Annotated in this window: 21 protein-coding genes and 1 pseudogene; 2 read left to right on the forward strand and 20 right to left on the reverse strand. The window is 32.1% G+C overall.

Annotated features, from left to right (window positions below; all coding sequences use genetic code 11):
* Positions 1-180: 180 nt before the first annotated feature.
* The 14 genes and pseudogenes from C0966_RS17525 to C0966_RS17590 form a co-directional block, all read right to left on the reverse strand.
* Positions 181-1,962 carry a hypothetical protein gene (locus tag C0966_RS17525; protein ID WP_274856904.1) on the reverse strand — a complete coding sequence of 594 codons (1,782 nt, stop codon included), beginning with the start codon at positions 1,960-1,962 and terminating at the stop codon, positions 181-183.
* A gap of 396 nt (positions 1,963-2,358) precedes the next feature.
* Positions 2,359-3,180, reverse strand: coding sequence for a hypothetical protein (locus C0966_RS17530; RefSeq protein WP_274856905.1), 822 nt, complete (start codon positions 3,178-3,180; stop codon positions 2,359-2,361).
* A 101-nt stretch (positions 3,181-3,281) separates the two neighbouring features.
* Positions 3,282-4,100 carry a hypothetical protein gene (locus C0966_RS17535; protein WP_274856906.1) on the reverse strand — a complete coding sequence of 273 codons (819 nt, stop codon included), beginning with the start codon at positions 4,098-4,100 and terminating at the stop codon, positions 3,282-3,284.
* Positions 4,101-4,886: 786 nt separating this feature from the next.
* Positions 4,887-5,033: a DUF2187 family protein gene (locus C0966_RS17540; protein WP_274856998.1), complete on the reverse strand. Its 147-nt coding sequence runs from the start codon at positions 5,031-5,033 to the stop codon at positions 4,887-4,889.
* Complete coding sequence (locus C0966_RS17545) at positions 5,033-6,697, reverse strand: NlpC/P60 family protein (protein ID WP_274856907.1); 1,665 nt, start codon at positions 6,695-6,697, stop codon at positions 5,033-5,035. Before C0966_RS17545 ends, C0966_RS17540 begins: the two co-directional genes overlap by 1 nt.
* Before the next feature lie 268 nt (positions 6,698-6,965).
* A complete protein-coding gene (locus C0966_RS17550) occupies positions 6,966-7,193 on the reverse strand; it encodes a hypothetical protein (protein WP_274856908.1) in 228 nt (75 codons plus the stop codon).
* 238 nt (positions 7,194-7,431) lie between these two features.
* Positions 7,432-8,139, reverse strand: coding sequence for a hypothetical protein (locus C0966_RS17555; protein ID WP_274856909.1), 708 nt, complete (start codon positions 8,137-8,139; stop codon positions 7,432-7,434).
* Positions 8,140-8,585: 446 nt separating this feature from the next.
* Positions 8,586-8,813, reverse strand: coding sequence for a hypothetical protein (locus tag C0966_RS17560; RefSeq protein WP_274856910.1), 228 nt, complete (start codon positions 8,811-8,813; stop codon positions 8,586-8,588).
* A gap of 112 nt (positions 8,814-8,925) precedes the next feature.
* On the reverse strand, positions 8,926-9,282 hold the full coding sequence (locus tag C0966_RS17565) for a DUF4257 domain-containing protein (RefSeq protein ID WP_274856911.1): 357 nt from the start codon (positions 9,280-9,282) through the stop codon (positions 8,926-8,928).
* 645 nt (positions 9,283-9,927) lie between these two features.
* Positions 9,928-10,239: pseudogene (locus tag C0966_RS17570) on the reverse strand (thermonuclease family protein); the annotation flags it as partial.
* Between the two features lie 356 nt (positions 10,240-10,595).
* A complete protein-coding gene (locus tag C0966_RS17575) occupies positions 10,596-10,898 on the reverse strand; it encodes a hypothetical protein (protein ID WP_274856912.1) in 303 nt (100 codons plus the stop codon).
* A 200-nt stretch (positions 10,899-11,098) separates the two neighbouring features.
* Complete coding sequence (locus tag C0966_RS17580; protein WP_274856913.1) at positions 11,099-12,061, reverse strand: helix-turn-helix domain-containing protein; 963 nt, start codon at positions 12,059-12,061, stop codon at positions 11,099-11,101.
* Positions 12,062-12,101: 40 nt separating this feature from the next.
* Entirely contained in the window at positions 12,102-12,299 is a 198-nt protein-coding gene (locus C0966_RS17585; protein WP_274856914.1) for a hypothetical protein, read from the reverse strand.
* Positions 12,292-12,603, reverse strand: a complete 312-nt coding sequence (locus C0966_RS17590) for a hypothetical protein (RefSeq protein ID WP_274856915.1) — start codon at positions 12,601-12,603, stop codon at positions 12,292-12,294. Before C0966_RS17590 ends, C0966_RS17585 begins: the two co-directional genes overlap by 8 nt.
* Before the next feature lie 652 nt (positions 12,604-13,255).
* Here C0966_RS17590 and C0966_RS17595 point away from each other — a divergent pair.
* Positions 13,256-14,422 carry a tyrosine-type recombinase/integrase gene (locus C0966_RS17595; protein ID WP_274856916.1) on the forward strand — a complete coding sequence of 389 codons (1,167 nt, stop codon included), beginning with the start codon at positions 13,256-13,258 and terminating at the stop codon, positions 14,420-14,422.
* A complete protein-coding gene (locus C0966_RS17600) occupies positions 14,423-14,755 on the forward strand; it encodes a helix-turn-helix domain-containing protein (protein ID WP_274856917.1) in 333 nt (110 codons plus the stop codon). It abuts the gene before it with no gap.
* Positions 14,756-15,003: 248 nt separating this feature from the next.
* On the opposite strand, the gene C0966_RS17605 is transcribed toward C0966_RS17600, so the two are convergent.
* The 6 genes from C0966_RS17605 to C0966_RS17630 all read right to left on the reverse strand — a co-directional run bounded on the left by C0966_RS17605 (position 15,004) and on the right by C0966_RS17630 (position 18,103).
* Positions 15,004-15,249: a hypothetical protein gene (locus C0966_RS17605; protein ID WP_274856918.1), complete on the reverse strand. Its 246-nt coding sequence runs from the start codon at positions 15,247-15,249 to the stop codon at positions 15,004-15,006.
* On the reverse strand, positions 15,221-15,379 hold the full coding sequence (locus C0966_RS17610; protein ID WP_274856919.1) for a hypothetical protein: 159 nt from the start codon (positions 15,377-15,379) through the stop codon (positions 15,221-15,223). The genes C0966_RS17605 and C0966_RS17610 overlap by 29 nt, the downstream gene beginning before the upstream one ends.
* Before the next feature lie 354 nt (positions 15,380-15,733).
* Entirely contained in the window at positions 15,734-16,597 is an 864-nt protein-coding gene (locus tag C0966_RS17615; RefSeq protein WP_274856920.1) for a hypothetical protein, read from the reverse strand.
* A gap of 208 nt (positions 16,598-16,805) precedes the next feature.
* The gene (locus tag C0966_RS17620) at positions 16,806-17,354 is read right to left on the reverse strand and encodes a hypothetical protein (RefSeq protein ID WP_274856921.1); all 549 of its coding nucleotides are present in this window, start codon (positions 17,352-17,354) and stop codon (positions 16,806-16,808) included.
* A 99-nt stretch (positions 17,355-17,453) separates the two neighbouring features.
* The gene (locus C0966_RS17625; protein WP_274856922.1) at positions 17,454-17,669 is read right to left on the reverse strand and encodes a hypothetical protein; all 216 of its coding nucleotides are present in this window, start codon (positions 17,667-17,669) and stop codon (positions 17,454-17,456) included.
* A gap of 251 nt (positions 17,670-17,920) precedes the next feature.
* Positions 17,921-18,103: a hypothetical protein gene (locus C0966_RS17630; RefSeq protein WP_274856923.1), complete on the reverse strand. Its 183-nt coding sequence runs from the start codon at positions 18,101-18,103 to the stop codon at positions 17,921-17,923.
* Positions 18,104-18,524 lie beyond the last annotated feature (421 nt).

Here is an 18,524-nt window from a genome sequence, read left to right on the forward strand (position 1 = left end):
GACTTCAAGTGACATTGCTTTTAAGCCGTTAACTACCCTTTCTTCGTTAGCACATTATTTAAATTCCAAAAGTTCTACGATGCTAAGAGTCTAAAACTTTATTTTTCGGTCTAGTACTGGCTTGAATCCTCAAAACCTTCTACTTTTTAGTTTCAAACTAGGGTTCGAAAAATATAATTTTTACGAATAGTTAAATATAGGACCTGAGAAAATTATTTCTGGATCATAATCTTTAATATTTTTCCTAGGAGAGCTCTTTATATTTTCTTTTAATATCTCTATGAGTGCATAGTAATTATCTTCAATAGCCATAAATAAATCACCTAAACTCTTAAAATTATGTTGCGTTAATCTTTGTACTAATTCAGAAATAGTAGAGCGGATGTAGAAATGTAGGTGTTCAACTAATAAATCAATGTCTTTTTCAACATGAGCAGCATGAACTAAATTGTTTCTTACTCTATATAGTCTTTGAATATGCATAGAAATAGTATTATAATGACCTGTCATTAACTTATATAATGATTCGCTATTTTCAAGATCATTTTTTAATTCAATACAACGTTGTCTTAGTAAAACATAATTGTCTATTTTATTTATAAGTTGCTGATACTCATTTTCATCCTTTAATATGTTAAATAAGTTTCTAATATCTTTTTCTTCAGGTCTCTCTGTATTAAGAGGTTTATTATTAAATGTAGGTAATACACCTACACGATTGCAATCATATAAAAAGTTTTTAAGTAATCTTTGAACAAACATACTGCACATAACAGACGGTACTATTTTTTTTATGTGCTCAATATTTGACTCATGATGACCAGTTACTAAAATTGATTCCAATGCACTCCATAGGCTTGAAAAAGTTATTTCATTTGATGAGGCATTTACAGAAACAGCATATTGTCTATAAAAATTTTGTAATCTTTTACGGTCATCCTTATTTATTAATTCATTTTTAATTGTTCGAGAGGTTGTTAAAATATCTTCTTCACTTGGTTCGTAATATAAAGTATTACCATTTACTAATGAAAAAGGAACTAATTTATCTTCGTTAGGAAAAATTATAAGCACTGCATTTTGAAAACTGACATTAATACCATAAAAGGAAAGTACTGACTGTTTAAGTGAAAGGTTATGTTTACAATCATTTACAGCGGTATACATATCCTCATGAAATGCTTCAGCTTTTTCTTCAATATAGAAACCTGTTTCCTTAATATGATTTGGACCAATCTTATTAAAAGATTGTAATATTTCCAAACCCGTAATAATACGAATACCTGCTGATTCAATTTTTTTAATAAGTTCATCGTTATCAATACGTACTTCAAAATAACAGTGGTATAAACCTTTATCGGATTTAATTAACTTTGAAAAGTTATCCCATTTAGATTCAAAATTGTTACCATCGTTTGTTAAAAAAATTATCTTTCCTAGTCTATGTAAGCTCCTAGAAGACCAACCTGTATTTATAAGTTGTGTAGCTAAAATTTCTGTAAGGGGCTCAATAACATTAATGTTATTATCCATTATCGATTGATAAAGGTCCCTAATTATGTTATCAAGATACGAGTAAGAAATAATTTCTAATGCGTAATTTACTCTGTACTCTAACTTTAATAATTCGTTCTTTTCTGATATATTGGGCTTTAATCCACTAGAGAGACTTCCTAGAAGGTCTTTATAATGTTTTTTAATAACAACATCCCTTTCAAGAAGTTTTTTTGTTTCTAATATCAAATCCTTTAAATTTGATATAGAAATAATTTCTAGCTTTATGTTATTAATTACATCTTTAATCTCTAACAATATTGAATGGATGTTCCTTAATTTATATTGATACGAGTTAATCGTTTTATAGAAAAGAAGCTCTCTCCATTTTTGGATAAATAAACATTGAGCCTCAGATTCGAACTGATAATTTTTTTTTAAAATAGAATCATTTAATTTTGCTTCCACCGAGGACACCACCAGCTATTGATTTCTTATAGGATATTTGATATTATTTGCTTATAATAATATAAAACGTTAGAAAAAGTCCTGGTGATAGAGCAAATGCCTACCCAGGGCTTTTTCTAAATTATACCAAAATCTTTGTTTGATTACATTATATGTTATTTGTTAAATAAGAATTTAACGCAAACTAGGAGTGCGGTGAAAAGGGATTCTCTTCTCCAATTGGCACAATACCCTCTTAACACCCATAATTTCAATAAGTCAGTGCCTTTTAAGTGCCTTATTCCCATGATTACATATTACAAATAAATTGAGGGCTATTTGCACACAATTTGCAACAAAAATTAAAGCATGGCTTACCCCTTATTAAAAAGAATAAAAGTCACCATGCTTTTTATTTTAATCCATATTTTCAAGGTCAGAATGGTACTCACATAAAGCGAAATCTTCTTCCTCGTCAAAGAATCCTTCCCAGTCAGGATCAAATATTGTTTCACAAACCACACATTGGGCTATTCGATGTTTGTGACCACAAAATACACATTCACCATACGGACCTAATTCTTCATCCAAAGAAATCCCTTCTCTATTACATTCATGACACGACCATTCAGCAACAACTGGCGTTCCTCCATCTTTGATTGATCGAAAATTCATCCATGCTATTTCTGATTCTATAGCCGCATATATACGTTCCTGAAGAACTTCTCCGTAATCCAAACCGATTATCTTTTGATGATAAAATTTAAATTCATAATCATCTAGTAAATCTGCAATATCCTCATCTAATTCGTTATCCAAAAATCTTGCTATGTAATGCAAAAGAAAGACAATATTTTTTTCACTGTCTTCTCCAAATGAAAAGGAAGAGTGGGTTGCAGAGTTTCTTAGAATTTTTAAGATTTCATACGCTTTAAGTTCATCGTCTGAAATCTCGTCAACGTCATTTTTAATCAATTTATAGGCCTTGTCGGCACGAATAGTTTGTCGATAACCTAAACCAAACCGATCCATTTTGTCCGTTTCGTATATTGAATTATCCCCTTTTGTACGCCTTACTTTCTCAAGTATAAAAAGATCAATAGCATTAACTAAATTCATAATTGCTTGTTTAATATCAGAAATCGATTCTTGCTCTTCGTACTCTATATAATGGGCTAACCCATGTTTTAAAGAATCAATTGCATTATTATAAAGATCGAGCTCTTCAACTGTAGACATTATTCCACTTCCTTTTATTCCGATATAAAAAGAGCTAAAAAGATGTCCACCCTAAAACTCTCCCTAACAAAATCAATATTATGTAATGAATTAAAATAAATTTATACTCTTGAATGAAATCCGTTCATTTGATACATATCAGCCGCTCTTTGTCTTGCTCTACTGTGCACCATGAATAAATTACCGCTATTAATACAATCTGTTGCCCTATATATAATTGCTTCTTTACTTTTATGACTTAAAGCAGTGTAAGGAAACTTGTTTTCTATCTCAGTTTCAAATTTCACTTTATCCTCTACAGAAATTTGGTCATTCCATATAATAAATAAAAACAGCGCATTCCCTACTCTTAATAAGTAAGACACTTCATTAGAAAGATTATACATTTTTAACGGCGGTTGAAGAAAAGCGCTGGTAATTAATCTAGGATTCATAATAACTTCAAATGGTTTATCAGGAAACATTCCTGCTAATGGTACAAGATCTACAAAAAATCCTAAAAATAATGAGAACTCAGATGTGAATTCCGACTTCAAACCAACCATATACTTTGAATTTTTCTCAAACCATGGATGAGCTGACTTCTTATATTGACGAGTTGAATTATAAATAATTTTCATAACCCATTTTGCAAGAGAAAAATAATCATAACTTACGTGAAGTTCTTGATTAGGATTCAAATCAGATAAAAAATATTCCTTAATAAAACCTGATCCTACTGTATCTAATTTGCTAAGACGATCATTATTACAGGTCACACATACATCTCTGACAACATGATTATCTGTACTTAATGGAATAACTTTTTCTTCCCCAAAATAAACATATTCCGCCTCTGGAAACAATGTAATTAATGATTCAGGAAATACATGTTCCCTTGATAGTTGTTTTTGCTCTTGACAATACGCACAAACACGCATGATAAATACATCCCCCGACACAATAATTAGACCGTTATATCAGCTAAACAATTAAATATGTACAGCTATTACTTATTAAAAAGATGTCCATAAATACCGACAACCCTAGAAGCCATAAAAATAATCTTGTATAAATATCCATTCAAAAAAAGAAGACAGGCTAACGCCCATAATTTTTTGATTTTTAAACCTCCCCGATACTCATACGTATTTTTGCTCCTTTATATTCCCAATGACTCATATTTTTTCCTCATATGAAATTATAACAATTAAATCAGTAAGCTTCTTGCAAAAATTGATCTGCTATCTAAATTAAACTCTCTAATTTTCAACTGGAAGAAAAACAATTAGGTAGTATCTTTATCGAGAAAATAAATAAGAAACAGACTATCGTGGAGGATGCCCTGCAATCTGTTTCCATAGAAGTAGATACCCGTTCTCTTTCCTTCTATGATGAGTTCTCGAAAGGAGAATTATCGTGAAAGAACAGATAAACAAACTTAAGGAAAAACGACTTAAAAAATAAACCAGAAGGAATTCTAACGAACCTTCTGGGGGAATTTTAAACCGGCGATTTTGAAGAAATTATTATCAATCTTGACACTCCCTTTTTTCAAACAATTTTCTTTTGGTAATTGTTTTACATCTATAAACAAACCATATTTCCTTTAGTTTTAGTCTCTAATTACTACTGTCAAAAAGCTAATGACACCTATGAGAAAAATTCCAATAAACCAAACGTTTCTTAGTTTTTGAAGCCAATCCGTATTATTCAAAATATCACCTTTAAGCTGTTGCAATATCTTTTATAACAACATAATTCGAATGATTTACAACAGTTCTATTGTTTTCATAACCCAATTCTTTGGCAGTATCTTTTGATATTTCGATTATCACACTATTATCTCTTACCATTTCAACAATACCTAAAATTAATTAATTATTCTATTAATACGACCGTTGAATTTCTCTTTCCAGTAACCCTTAGACATGTCTTCTATAGCCACACCCGTTGAACTTTGAGCTCCGATAAATTTACCTTCTCCTAAATATATCCCTACATGCCCATCTTTCTTATACGTATCAAAGAAAACAAGATCTCCCGGCTGTATCTCCCTTTCATTTACAGGAGTCCCTAGATTTTTTAAAGTATCCGTACTAACAGAGGTTAATTCCCCTAAGCTTATTCCTACTTGTGCAAATACCCAATGGACAAAACTAGAGCAGTCAAACCTTCCTTGCTTAATATCGTTTTGATTTCTACCGCCACCAAAAACATATACAGAGTTATTTATCCATCGATTTCCTATGGTAGTAACAGTATTCTCAATTCCTGCAACTAGATGAATTTCTCCATTAGCTCTTACGATTGTGTTTTTTTTGTACATCTCTGCATGAGCAATCACTTTATTTACATACCAATCCGCATGATTATAATGCCAAATAGCTTTTCTTATGTCATTAGAAAAACCATTATTAGAAAGGTACTTTGCTGCAGCAGCTACACTATCTGCAATGCTCCATGGGCTTGCAATACCGTCATTATCGGCATCCACCCCATACCCACCGCCATTTTTGATTATATCTAAGTTTGTAATATCTAAATCTGCAGAAACCAATCCACCAGTCGTTTCATATCTACTTCCTACCCATGTACTCGGCATAAACTGCATATGTCCTACGGCTCCGACAGAAGAAACCATCGTAGGGTTTGTAGAAAATGAAGTTTCAATTCCATGGATTGCTGCTAAATAATACCAAGGGACTCCATATTTCTGTTCAGCATAGAGGTAATACTTCATAAATTGTTGAGGAACTTGTCCTGGAATAATATCTATATCACCAAAATAGCTTGAAGAATAGTGCTGTAAATCTAATGATTTTCCTTCCATTCTTGCCTTTTCTAGCTCAATAGCTTTTTCAATTGCAGATTTTTGCTTAATTAGAGTTTTACTTTCTTGTAATAAATGTTCTTTTTTATTCTTATTACTTTCCTCTTTACGATCTAATTCTTCTACAAGAATTGTTTTTTCATTTATTTGTTCCTTCAAAAGCTCAGATATTCCAATTAGCTCAATTTTTAATGAATTGATATGGTTTATTTTTTCTTGAAGCTTACCTTCCTTAATAAGTAATCTACTTAACTTATCGGCATTTACAAGAAACTGTTTTTTCATTTCAGAAACGGAAAGACTATGTGAAGATTCAAAGGGAACTCTTGAATAAGGAGACCCGTTCAATGTTTCAGAGAGAGTAAGTTTATTTAAGACCACTTGTTCTTTGAATTTATCTATTTCTATTTGTAAATTTTGGATCTCTTTTTCTAAAGTTATGATCTGTTCCTCTGTCTCTTTTAGTTTTTTTTCATTATCAAAAATAGCCTTTTGTACTTTATTTATTTGTCCTTTTAGAATCGTTTTTTCATTTTGTAGAAGATTGATTTCATTATCCATTTTACTAATTTGCAATTCAATTCTTTCTAACTGATCACCTATACGATCATTTGCTTCATTTGATTCCGCTTTTACATTTGGTATTCCTACTAAGCTACTGATACCAACCGCGAAGGCAAACGACATCTTTGCTAACTTATTCATAATCTCCTCCTTTTCCTAGAAAGCAAAAAACCCCAAGTAAACGTAGGATCACTACGTTTACTTGGGGCTGTCCCATTAGTTAAATTAAGTTAGTGCTATTTTAACATATAGGATATGAAGATACAATATTTTCCTCATCTTTTAAGAAGGCCCCCCTGAAGCTCCACGAAAAGCTCCAGCAGGAATTTCCCATTTATCCATGATTAAATCATTTTTATTAAAGTTTCTTGATAGAGCCAATTCTACCCACTTACTCAATCGATGGTCTTTATGTAATGTTCTCCACCCCGTCTACAGATTGATGCCAAAGTTCAATTTTCTTAGAAGGAACTCCCAGGTCTAATAAATAAAACAAACATGCCATACTATCTTTACCAGCACTTGCGGAAATGATAATGTGGTCGTAATCGTCTAATGGAAAGAGTTCAACTTTCTTTGAATTCTCAACCTTATTTTCAATTTTTAATTCAAATTCAAATAAAGATAATTGACGCATAGTCTTCTCCTCTATTTTTTGTTTTGTGTATGAGATTCATCGATTCACTGGATTGTTACGATGAAAGGTTAATAAAGAGGGATTTTAATTCCTCAAAACCCTCTTCTATAAGCCATGGTTCATAAATAAAAAAGGCAAAGAAAAACTTTTCTTTGCCCTCACTTTATGAATAGTTTTGCTTAAGACTGCACTACAGCCAACTGCAGCAATCTCTCTTAAAGTTTTTTAATGATACCCCTCAGTATTCTTCATTAAGGAACTTTTCCATGTCTTTCTTTGTTGCTTCACAAAGGAAGGAGTAATAACCATTTCCAATGTTATGTGCTACAATCTTTAAATCTGGCTTAACTTCAAAGATAAAACCACGGTAGAAAGCGCCTGTTTTTGCATATTCAGGAAAGTAATCATAGACATGACCTAAACAAGTATATTCCTGCAGATCTAATTGCTTTTGTTTAAATGCCGATAAATCGTATTTATTAGAGTTTTTCTTAGTATTCTTAATTTTGAAAGTAAACCCAACGGCAGATGCAAACTCTTCTAATTCGTTTGTCGGAAAATTAAGGTCTTTAAATGTTGCAAACAAGGTTGTAAAGAAAAAATTTGCAGTCATTATCCATACCTCACAACTAGCATAAAGAGAGCTATCGGATTCTTGGAATTCGTTATCTACGATAACATGATTTACTCCCTTTGCTTTTGCATACCTACTTATAATCTGACATAACATATCCCCATAACTTTGAGGATTTCCTTTATACCTTACCCTTCCGAAAGGTAATCGGTTAAAAACTTCCATAAGCGAAGGGTCTTCAACCCAAATCGTACAATCTTCACTGACATAAAGAGAATGTTGAATTTCAGCAACATATTTTTCTAAATTGGTCGCCATTTCTTTATTGTCTTTTCTTAATTCCTCTAAGCCTTTTTGATTTAATTTGATCATGTTAATTCTCCTCATAACGGTTTTTTGTAAATTCAAATTTTCTAGTAGCTTTATCTGATTTAACCAATTATGCAATCTGAGTATTTTAGCTTGGCCTTCTGCTTCAAGTTTTGTTTCATTCACTAAATCATCGGTTATATCAGCCAGCACTTTTGCATAACGAACACTCTAGCTTTTCTTTATTCAAAAGCATCACCTCACCACCTTTCCGCAAAACAAAAAAGCAGTCTTTGGAAGTTCTGATTTAGACACAAGGGTTGTGTCAAAAATCAGCCCAAAGACTGCTAATGTTTGCTAAGTCTTCTATAAAATATTGCCAAAAAAATAAAAAATCAAAAAGGTATTACGTGTAAATTATAACAACTTTTTCAAACATGTACAATGTGTCTTGGAAAAATAAAAAGCTACATAAAAGGCAGCTTTTTATCGTAAAATATGTTGTTTTTTCACCCTAAACCTGGAATAGGTATAGTTTTTATTCTTTCAACAGCAGAAGCTTGTTCCTTTTTTCCGTTCATTATAGAATAATACCGTTCTTTTGCTGTTTTAAAAATTTCATCGATCTCTGCCTTAATTAAAGCGGCTTCTTTTTTGTTATGTGCTTCAAGAAGTTCCATTTTCAATTCTTGAACTCTGCTATCCTCTTCTGGTGTTAAGATATCTTTGAGACGCATAGGTTACTCCCCTTTCTTTTGTAATTCCTAAGAATTGTCTCCGACTCTTGTTAAGATTATTATACCATATTTTACCCTATGCCAAATAATATGTAAGTAGGAACAAAACTAATTATTTTTGTTCCTGCTGTTCTTCAGGCGCTGGCAACACGGAATTTTCGGTAGTCATGACTTGTTTTAAAAGATCTAGGTTGTTTCGTTGATTAGAGGATTCCAATTTCGCAATTGCTCCTTCACCAGCATATCCTCCCAAAATGGCAGTCAAAATGACTCTTTCCATCCCAGTAGGATCAGCAACAATGACAACCGCTAAAGCTGCCATAGCACCAAAAGCCATGTCCAACAAGAAACCTGGATAGAAAGTTCGTTTCGTATTTCGAGGCTTCCTTATGGTTTTATTTCGCTTCCCATGGGTTAGAAGCCCCATGAAAGCACCAATGCCAATTGCTACTATCAATTTTGTTAACATTTGTACATCACCCTTTCGTTTTAAAATAGCCTTAAAAGGCAATAAAAAAGCGACCTTTGTGGGTGACAGAATAAATTACCACAAAAAACATGGTAAAATATTCAGTCAGCCCAAAGGCCGCATAATAGTTTAATAAAAACCTGCTAATCCTAATTGGATTGCATAAAAATTAAAAAATAAAAAAACATTATAGTAAAAGTCTACTATATATTAACAATCAATACAAGATTTTCATGTTATAGTAATTAAATAATTTAAGAGCGTTTTAGCTAGTTTTTCCTTACTATTTTCATTTTGCGTTAATGAATCATACAGACCATTTCTACCATAATTGTCAACTATGGCAAACAGAATTTTTTTCATTTCTTTATTAAATGTATCCAGGTCTTCATTACACATATAATTTAGGTCAATTTGAAAAATTAAAGTAGTAATTGCTTTTATTATTAACTGGATCTCATCCTCAGCATAACCAAATATATTAATGTTTAATTCCTCTTCGTTATTATCAAAAACTTTTAAATCGATCCCTAATTTTATCAGATTAAAACTCCTCTCTATAATCGCTACAATCTTAATAATTAAACAAAACAAGTAACAAGAATTTGTTCTTTTTCATCGTTTAAACTATTTAGAATTTATTTTTTACTTTGAAACAGCATCCATATTAAAGCCATTTAAGCTATCTGTATATCCTGGAATGCTCCAGATATATAGACCGGATTCCTTTGCAATAGATTCCGCTTCTTTATATAGGTCAATATATTTGTAATTATCATAAAGATAAGCTACTTGAGCCAAACCTTCCCTAATTAATAAATACTGAAGGCTCTTTCCCCCTATAAAAGCATGAATTAAGTTTCGACCGTATTTATCTGTTAGGTCGGTTTTTGGATCACTTTCAATCTCAATTTCTCGGCCTAATACAAGGTCACTTAAAAAGTCCGTGCCCTCTTCCCGTAAATTTGCTTTTCTTTTGTGTTTTCGGGAGTGTTAATCCCTATCAATCTGGTCGTTTTTTCTACTCCATCTTCTAAGAAGACAAACGTATCACCGTCTATGACCCTAACCACCCTGACCTTTTTTCTATCTGCTGATTGTTTAAAATTTGGAGTTACAGCTACCGTTTGGCTTTGCTCTTCAGAAGGATTTACACTATTTTGTAGGAAAGGTTGTTCTGAGAAAGCCTCGTTCTGTTGGTTAGGTTCATATTTTGGTATTTTTTTATAAGTAATGGTGTTCTTGTAGGGAACAGGCTGTTAGCAGAAGTAGGGATATTAAAAATAAAATAATTTTGTATTTTTTAATACTAATCACTCTTCAGTAAAAACAATTGGTTTTTTTGAGACTTTTGCTATATATTTTAAGCACTCTTCGATAGGATAGCGAACAAGGTTGTGCTTTTGAGCGTATTTAACTCCGTATTTTGTTTCCAGCAGTTTAACTAGTTCTTTAACAGAAAGTTCTCCTCTATGAACCTTATTAAAATACTTCAATACAATAGCTTTCCATAACCGTCCTGGCGTGATGATATAAACTTCACCTTGTACTTGATGGTTCAAGATTTTTTCAACCTGTTTACGCCTTTTTTCTTTATCAATTATTTCATCATACATGTTTATCTCCTCCTAAAATGCAAAAAAGGACCACAAAACAGCCATATAAAAATGACTGTCTTGGGTCCTTCCCATTAATTATTTACTTTTCTTTATTTTACCATTATTCTTTAATAAGAATCAATTTCACATATATGACTGTCTAAATCCCATTGGCCAGAGAGGTTCTGATTTCAAAAATATCTAACTGATTCATATTATCAATCCTCAAAAAATCCGTATTTTTCCTTTAATATTTTAAGTACTAAATCTTCCATATTAATATTTAATTTGTCAGCATCTTCTTTAATCAATTTCTTTAATTGTGATGGTGCTGCTATAGTAATAATTTCAAGATCGCTGTCAATGTATATCCCATCGAGGCGTTGAGTTACACTTCCTTCTACTAAGGATTTTTCCAATTCTTCAAACACATTATAATTATCTTTAATAAGAATAGGTTTAACTTCTACGATAATACTGAGATCCTCAGCTATGGTTAATTTCATGTTTTTGGGTCCTAGATTCTGATAGAACAATTCGATAATCTGATAAAAAGTATCATTTTCTGTAAAACGAAACTTTGCATAGCCTCTTTTATGAATGTAATCGATATCCGGTATAGGATTAATTGGTTGAAAGCCTTCTAACTTAATAAATTCAACGGGAATTTGTCGATTATCGTATGTTCTTAAAAATGGTTCCCCATCTTCACCAAGCAGGATTCGGTTATTTTTATTTCCCTGTGGATCTATAAATGATTGAAACCATGCAAATCCTGTTTCTTTATTGTAAAATTCTTTCCGCTTTCGCTTTTTCTTACTTTCATAGTTACTTTTAAAACGTTCTATTTCTTCTGGTTCAATAAAATATATATCACGTCCTCTATATGGCTTTTTTTCCGCTCTCAATAGTCCTTTTTGAATATATTGAGAAATGGTCGTATGATGTAGCCCCAACATTTCCGCTGCTTCACCGGTAGTGATTCCAGGTTTAACAAGCTCTTTTTTCAGCATAAGTACATCTTTGGTATAAAAAAGATATGTACCATCAATATGCCAGCTGTCATCATAAACCGGTTTAATTTTACCTTCCTTCACATATTTATGGATGGTTGATGGCTTTACATCAAGTTCACATGCAGCTTCTTTCGTTGTAAGTATTTCCTTGTCTTCTCTGTCCATCATACACACCTAACTTTCTTTTCCATAAACGCTAATATATTTAATGAAATAAATTAAAGTTTTTCCTCTTGCTAAAATTATAATTTTTCTTTAGTTTGTTAAGTGGTTTAACAACCATTTCTTTACCTATTTTAATTTCTACATAAAAATGAGAAGTGCCATTAGGGAAGAGAAAATATTCCTCTCCCCTTTTTAATAAAGTCAAGTTATCTGGACCAATAAATTGTCCTTTAAGCATTAATATCACCTCTTTGTTCTTCTAGCAAAAAGCCTTTATCTTTCGCATATTGAATAAATTCTTCTACAATAGCATCCACTTCTCTTATAGTAGCATTTTTAAGAGCTCTTGTTTGATATACCCGCTTAAGAGTTAGTTTATCATCCCCTATAAGTAATTGAATTTCAACAGTTTGAGTTCTAGTAAACCGTCTTACCTCAATTCTTAATCCTGATTTATGTTTCCATAGGTAATAAGTAGTCACTCTTATATTATATCTTCCAAATCTTATATTTTTATTAAATTTCCAAAACTTTTCTTTCATAAAGCTAGTCCTTTCTTCTAAGTATCGTCGAAAGATTTCTAGCTGTCTCTCTAAAGAAGAAAAAATAATTAAAAATAAAAAGTAACCTCAACCTTATTCTTCTTGGTTTTAAATGAAATTTATATATATGTTCGATTTCCACTTTTTAAAGACATGGGAAAAATTTCTTCTGTAAGATGCAATTAAAAATAATTCCAATTCCCACTATCTTTTTTATGAACGGCTAGTAACTACACCATATCATCCATAGAAAATATTTGGTAAATAGTGTTTTTTCATCACAACCAACCTTTCTTAAAGTTTTTTAATGTTTCGCCCTGGGATTTTAAGTTTCCTCAAACTTTATAAATAAGGTCTATCCTCCTTTCAATAGAAGGGTGTGGTTTACTTTACCTTTATAGAATGAATTTACCATATTCATTATATATTGTATAGTTAAATATAAATATATGTATATATAAAAGTAAATAACTAATATATGATAAATAAAAGTAAGTAGACAAATAACCTATTTTTCTAGTAATCTTATATTTAATATAGGAAATATTAAGCAATACACTTAAATATATAATTGTTTAAAATCTGTATATATATATTTACAAGTTATTAATATTTCTATAAATAAATCTTTTATAAAAAAGATGGTGAAAGCATGATAAATATAGATGAAGTTATAAAAACAAATGAGATTCGTCATATAATTAACAAACAGAATAGTGTTTCTTCATTGACAAATATTATGGTGAATAATTCGTTTCATAAGCGGATGATGGATGTTATCGATCAAAATGGAGAAACTGATTTTTCCTCATTCAATGATTTAGAAATGATTTATTTTTATGTACATCAACAAAAAGACTTAAATGAAAAAAATAATAGAGCGGAGAATACGAAAAAAGAATACATACGCGATCTTCTTATTTTTTATAAGCACCTGTTGGAACACGGGGATATATTAGAACTTCAAATAGGGGAAATATCAGAATATCGATTACTCAAGAAACTAAACCATCGTAATATCAGAAAGTATCAGGAGTGGATTAAGCAGGCCCCTCTCGGCAAAAGCGGAAAACCTTATTCTGTAGCAACGCTTAACAGAAAAACGATAATTTTAAAAGGGTTTTTTACTTTTTTATTCGAAAATAAATATATTAAGGTCCCGCTCCATCAAAAAATGCTAAGTAGTAATGTCCGAATAAATGATCGCCCAAATAAAGAGATGAGCTCCACTGAGGTTATACAATTGCTGGATTATTTCAGAGATCACCCAATCCTTTATGGGTTAATATCAGTACTGGTAACAACCGGAATAAGAATTCAAGAGTTGTGTACGGCGAGAGTTTGTGATTTAGCATATCTAGATGGAGAATATTGGTTAACAGTAATGGGTAAAGGCGGAAAAGAACGTGAAGTATTAATTCACCCCAATGTTCTTGAAGCGATTAAGAGGTTTAGAGAAAGACGGAGACTTGATTTGAAATTAGATCCTAGTAACACATCACCACTTTTTACAACAGCAAAGGGCAAGGCCTACAATTTCAAATATCTTTCTAATTATATAGCTCAGAAGATAAATGAAGCTGATTTAGATTTTATAAAAATAAGGAAGACACGGATAACATGTCATACTTTTCGTCACGCTTATGCGTTAATTTCCGCAGATCAAGGTGCTGATTTACTAAATATCAAGGAATCTCTTGGTCATTCCGATATAAAGACTACAATGATTTATCTGCAAAGAAAATTTGCCAGAAAGAATAATGCTGCCCATACTTGGAAGGGCTCCGATTTATTAAAAAAGATTGGATATTCTAATTAATTGTTGTTAGGGGAGATCGATCTCCCCACGTACTCTGAAAAAGCGGAAGAAATGGCTCCATATGAGAAAGAATTTGACATCATCGGAGGATACACCTTCTATGGAGCATTTGTCACCGCAGCAAAAGAGTTTACTGCCGTGAAATGGATGACAGCGGCAGAAGCAGAAAAACGCTGGGGACTGCCGGATGGTGCGGTACGGAAAGGATGTACATATGGGCGGCTGCGTGAGTATGTAGAAAATGGACTTGCCCGAAAGTTTGGCGGCACTTGGCTAGTCAGTGACATAGCCATGCAGGAAGTGTATGGCGAGAAGAAAAACGATACGATATAATTGAAAATAAAGAATGATGAACGAAAGGGGTAAAGCCAATGCTAGTAGCTTCGGGTGTAGCATTCAATGAAATCTTTCCATCTCTCAAAATCATTGAACTCAAACGGCGATTATCAAAACAAGGTGGAGAGTGTATCTCCGCCTTCTGCTTGTCATTTTTACTTCATACTCTTTTCTGATTTTTCTCTCAAAAAAATAACCCTTCTTTCAAAGGGCCTGCGTCAAGCTGCGTTAAGTAGATGTCAAGTTCAAAAAATATCTATATCCGGGATAGGTGCCTCATCTAGTGCCCGGACTTCTTCCGTAATATCCTTTTCGTTGTTTACGATTACCTTATCAATCCTAGTATCTCGATACCCTGTCTCCCTCTTAATCTTTTGGATCCATTTGTACGCAACCGTAGGAATATCTTCTTCCTTCCGAACTGTGAAGGTTCCAGATTGCATAAGTTTATTTCCTTCGATATCAAAATGAACCTTTAGATGTATTATCATCAAAATACCCCTCTAGTTCTTCATCGATTTTCTTGGCCATTCGATAGACCAAAATGATCTTCTTGACGTCATTTGGTTTCAATCCTTGATTTTGTAAATCCTCAATCAATTTTTGCCATTCGTCTTTCATTATTTTCACATCCAATAATTTTACTTCTGTTTCTCTACTTTAAATATAAAAACGCCCATATCAGGTACCATCATAAACGATACGTGATATTCACCTTTTTATACTTCTTAGCTAGCGACCTCTTTTTGATGAGGGTAATGATTTTCGAGTCTGATCCCATATAGCATATAGGATAGCTTTTTTAGGAATGATTCCTTTAAAAGATAGAGTTTAGCATCTGCCTTACTAATTTCACCCAGCCAAAAAACGAAATCCATAATGGAATGCTTAATATTATCCCGTTGACTAATCCCTTAAAGAAATTCCCGTTATCATGATTCATTATTACCACCTCTCTTAGACTCTCTGAATATTCTACATTTCTTTATTTTTACTGTTAGGCAGGAACTCAATGTATTTGTTAGATTTGATTATCATTTCGCTTGTATTTTTTTCTTGGAAGGTATTTTTACGTAGTCCTCCCCAGGCCAATATATTCTTACCAATCAGTTGTTCGTCTGTATAAGTAAAATGCTTGAAATACTTGTCAAACACAACAAGACTAAAAAGCACATTTCGAACAGGATTAAAATTTATGTAATACACCTTTTCTCTTCTAAAAACCTGTTCAATGGTCCCGTATACAAAATAACTTAATGAATCGATAGCTTGGTCAGCCCATAATAATTCATGTGCTTTATCATGACTAATCACGATTTCAGATATTGGAATCTTTTTCCCTTTCACGCTAATTAAAATTGATGCTAAGATATCAGGTTCATAGGATGTCATAAGCTTTACAATCGCTTTTAAAGATCCAATACTATTTGGTGTTGCATTTTCCTGCTTTACTTTAATTTCATTTGGATCCTTTGTCTTTTTTTCAGATTCTTCCCGCTCAACTTGTTTAGCTTCGTAGTCCGGGTCTATTCTATTTAAATTTAAGCGAATAACGGTTTCTTTTATTCCTTGCTCCAATAGTTCTGCCTGATATTCTTTCACCTTAAGAATACTCTCTTCAAACGTAAGCGGCTTATAGAAACCGCATTTTTCCGTATGTTTTGATTCTTCATTTTTACCCGTTGTTTTAAAGTACGGAACAGATGATTCTGTACCTGCCACATAAATAACTGGAGCCTTACAGGATTTATCAATACAATAAATTCTGTTGCCATGAACATCTGGATTATACTCAGCAGCTGTTACTACTTTGCCATTATGTAATAAAGCTGAATTCATCTTTCTTTTCCTCCTTCCTAAGAAACTATTGTTTCATTCTTAAACGAATCCGATATACAAGTTAATAAAGACTCCAATCCTCAAATTTGAACAGAACAATGTCCTTTTATTGTAGATACCTTTCAAAGCTGTTATATGGTGGCGCTTCTGTTGCAAACTCGATAAATCCCGCCATTATCACACCCTCCTTTATGACGCATTATTAATGTTATATGTTTTCTCGTATATATTTGGAGCTTTCGTGCAAAAAAATTTCAAGATTCCTTGCTTTAGTGTTATCTTTAAGTGTCTCAACTAATAGCCTAAAGTTTTGCTGCAACGCATCCACCAAGCAAAGAAATTCAGCGATATATTGTTTCAAGTGGAAATCATTCCTAGATTGAATAGCGCTAGGCAAATTATGAGTAGAGTCTGCGATTTCTGATGACAACCAGTCTCTTAATTGGTGATTTTTAGATGAGTTCTTATTAGACCAACCAAGCATCCGTATCATGTGTAAGGCACCACATAAAATATTGCAAGCTAGTTCAATCAATTCATCTGTATCCATTGCATCTAATTCTTTTACAAAATCACGATGTTTTTTTAGATAACATTCGGAAATTGTATCTTTTAGTTTTTGTATTTGAGCTGTATGGGATAAAACCAAATGAGTTTTGGTTGGTGACAAAGTTTCACCAATAACTAGATCATGAAGTTGCTGATTTTTTTTAGATAACCTCAAAATACTTGATCTTTTAAAAATAGTTTGAAACATATTTAAACTCCTTTCACTATTCAGTTTTTCAACTTCGTGTTGGCTTAGTCACTTATCTCCCTCTTACACAGTATCTGTCTGCTGGACAACTTCTTCGTACTATGCACTAAAGTTTTTTCTCGAAATACCTAACATTGAAGTTTGTTCTATCTCGTCCATTAAATAATCGAGTGCCTTATGGGGTAACAGCGAAAGTAAATCTATTAATGCTTCTTCGCAGAATTGAGAATATTCATTGAATCCCCCTTGTTCCGATTCTTCTCCCAACGCAAGCAACATTTTTCTAATAATTCTCACCTTTTCATCTTTACTCACGAAAAACACTTCTTTCTGTCACAGTATGTGTCTAATATTCAGCAGTATCATCATATTTGTTCACGTCTGTATTTGGAATTTTCGTGCAAAAAAATTCAAGATTCCTAGCATTTTTAACTGTTATTTTTTAATTTGTTAATTAATGATTTTCGGCTCAAATTTCCACGCAAAACAGCTATAAGACATGTACTTACTCACATCCTTTCGTTATCCCCAACAATAAAGTTTCGTATAATCTTCGTACTGCGACATTATTTAATCTTTTTCATTATTCCATAAAGTTCTGGATTAGTTTCTTTCCATCTTTCCAACTTAAATTCTAAATCTTTCCGTCTTCTCTTTTTTTGTTGGCGAACTTGGTATTTAAAATATAAAAAATTTAAAAAACCAGATACAATACATGCAGTAATAAAGGATATTAAAATGTTGTACATTGTGTATACCTCCTATTGTTTTTTTATAATCTCTTTTACCTAACGACGTTTGAAATGAACGATATAGAAAAGAGTCTTATGTGCTTGTAACATTTCGTTATATTAATCAAGTATATACAACTCCCATCTTTATAGTTGTGTCTACATCATCAAATTCTTAATAAAAAGCTTATTAATGATTGGTGCTAATACACTCAAGAATCCTAGAGACACTGCGATGTGATAAGAATTAACAATGAGTACCTTTTTTTATTTTCAAATGAAATTCTCTGCTGTTTGGAAGCCTTTTTTCCATTAATTTCTTATAATTAGGTCCACATCGAGATTCTCTAGCAAAATACCTATCAATTTGTATGATATTGATTTCTTCTCTAATTCCATTTTCATCATTGACTTCTACGCAAAAATTAATGACCATTGC

Origin of the sequence: Bacillus methanolicus (assembly GCF_028888695.1) — a bacterium.
Lineage (GTDB): Bacteria > Bacillota > Bacilli > Bacillales > Cytobacillaceae > Bacillus_Z > Bacillus_Z methanolicus_B.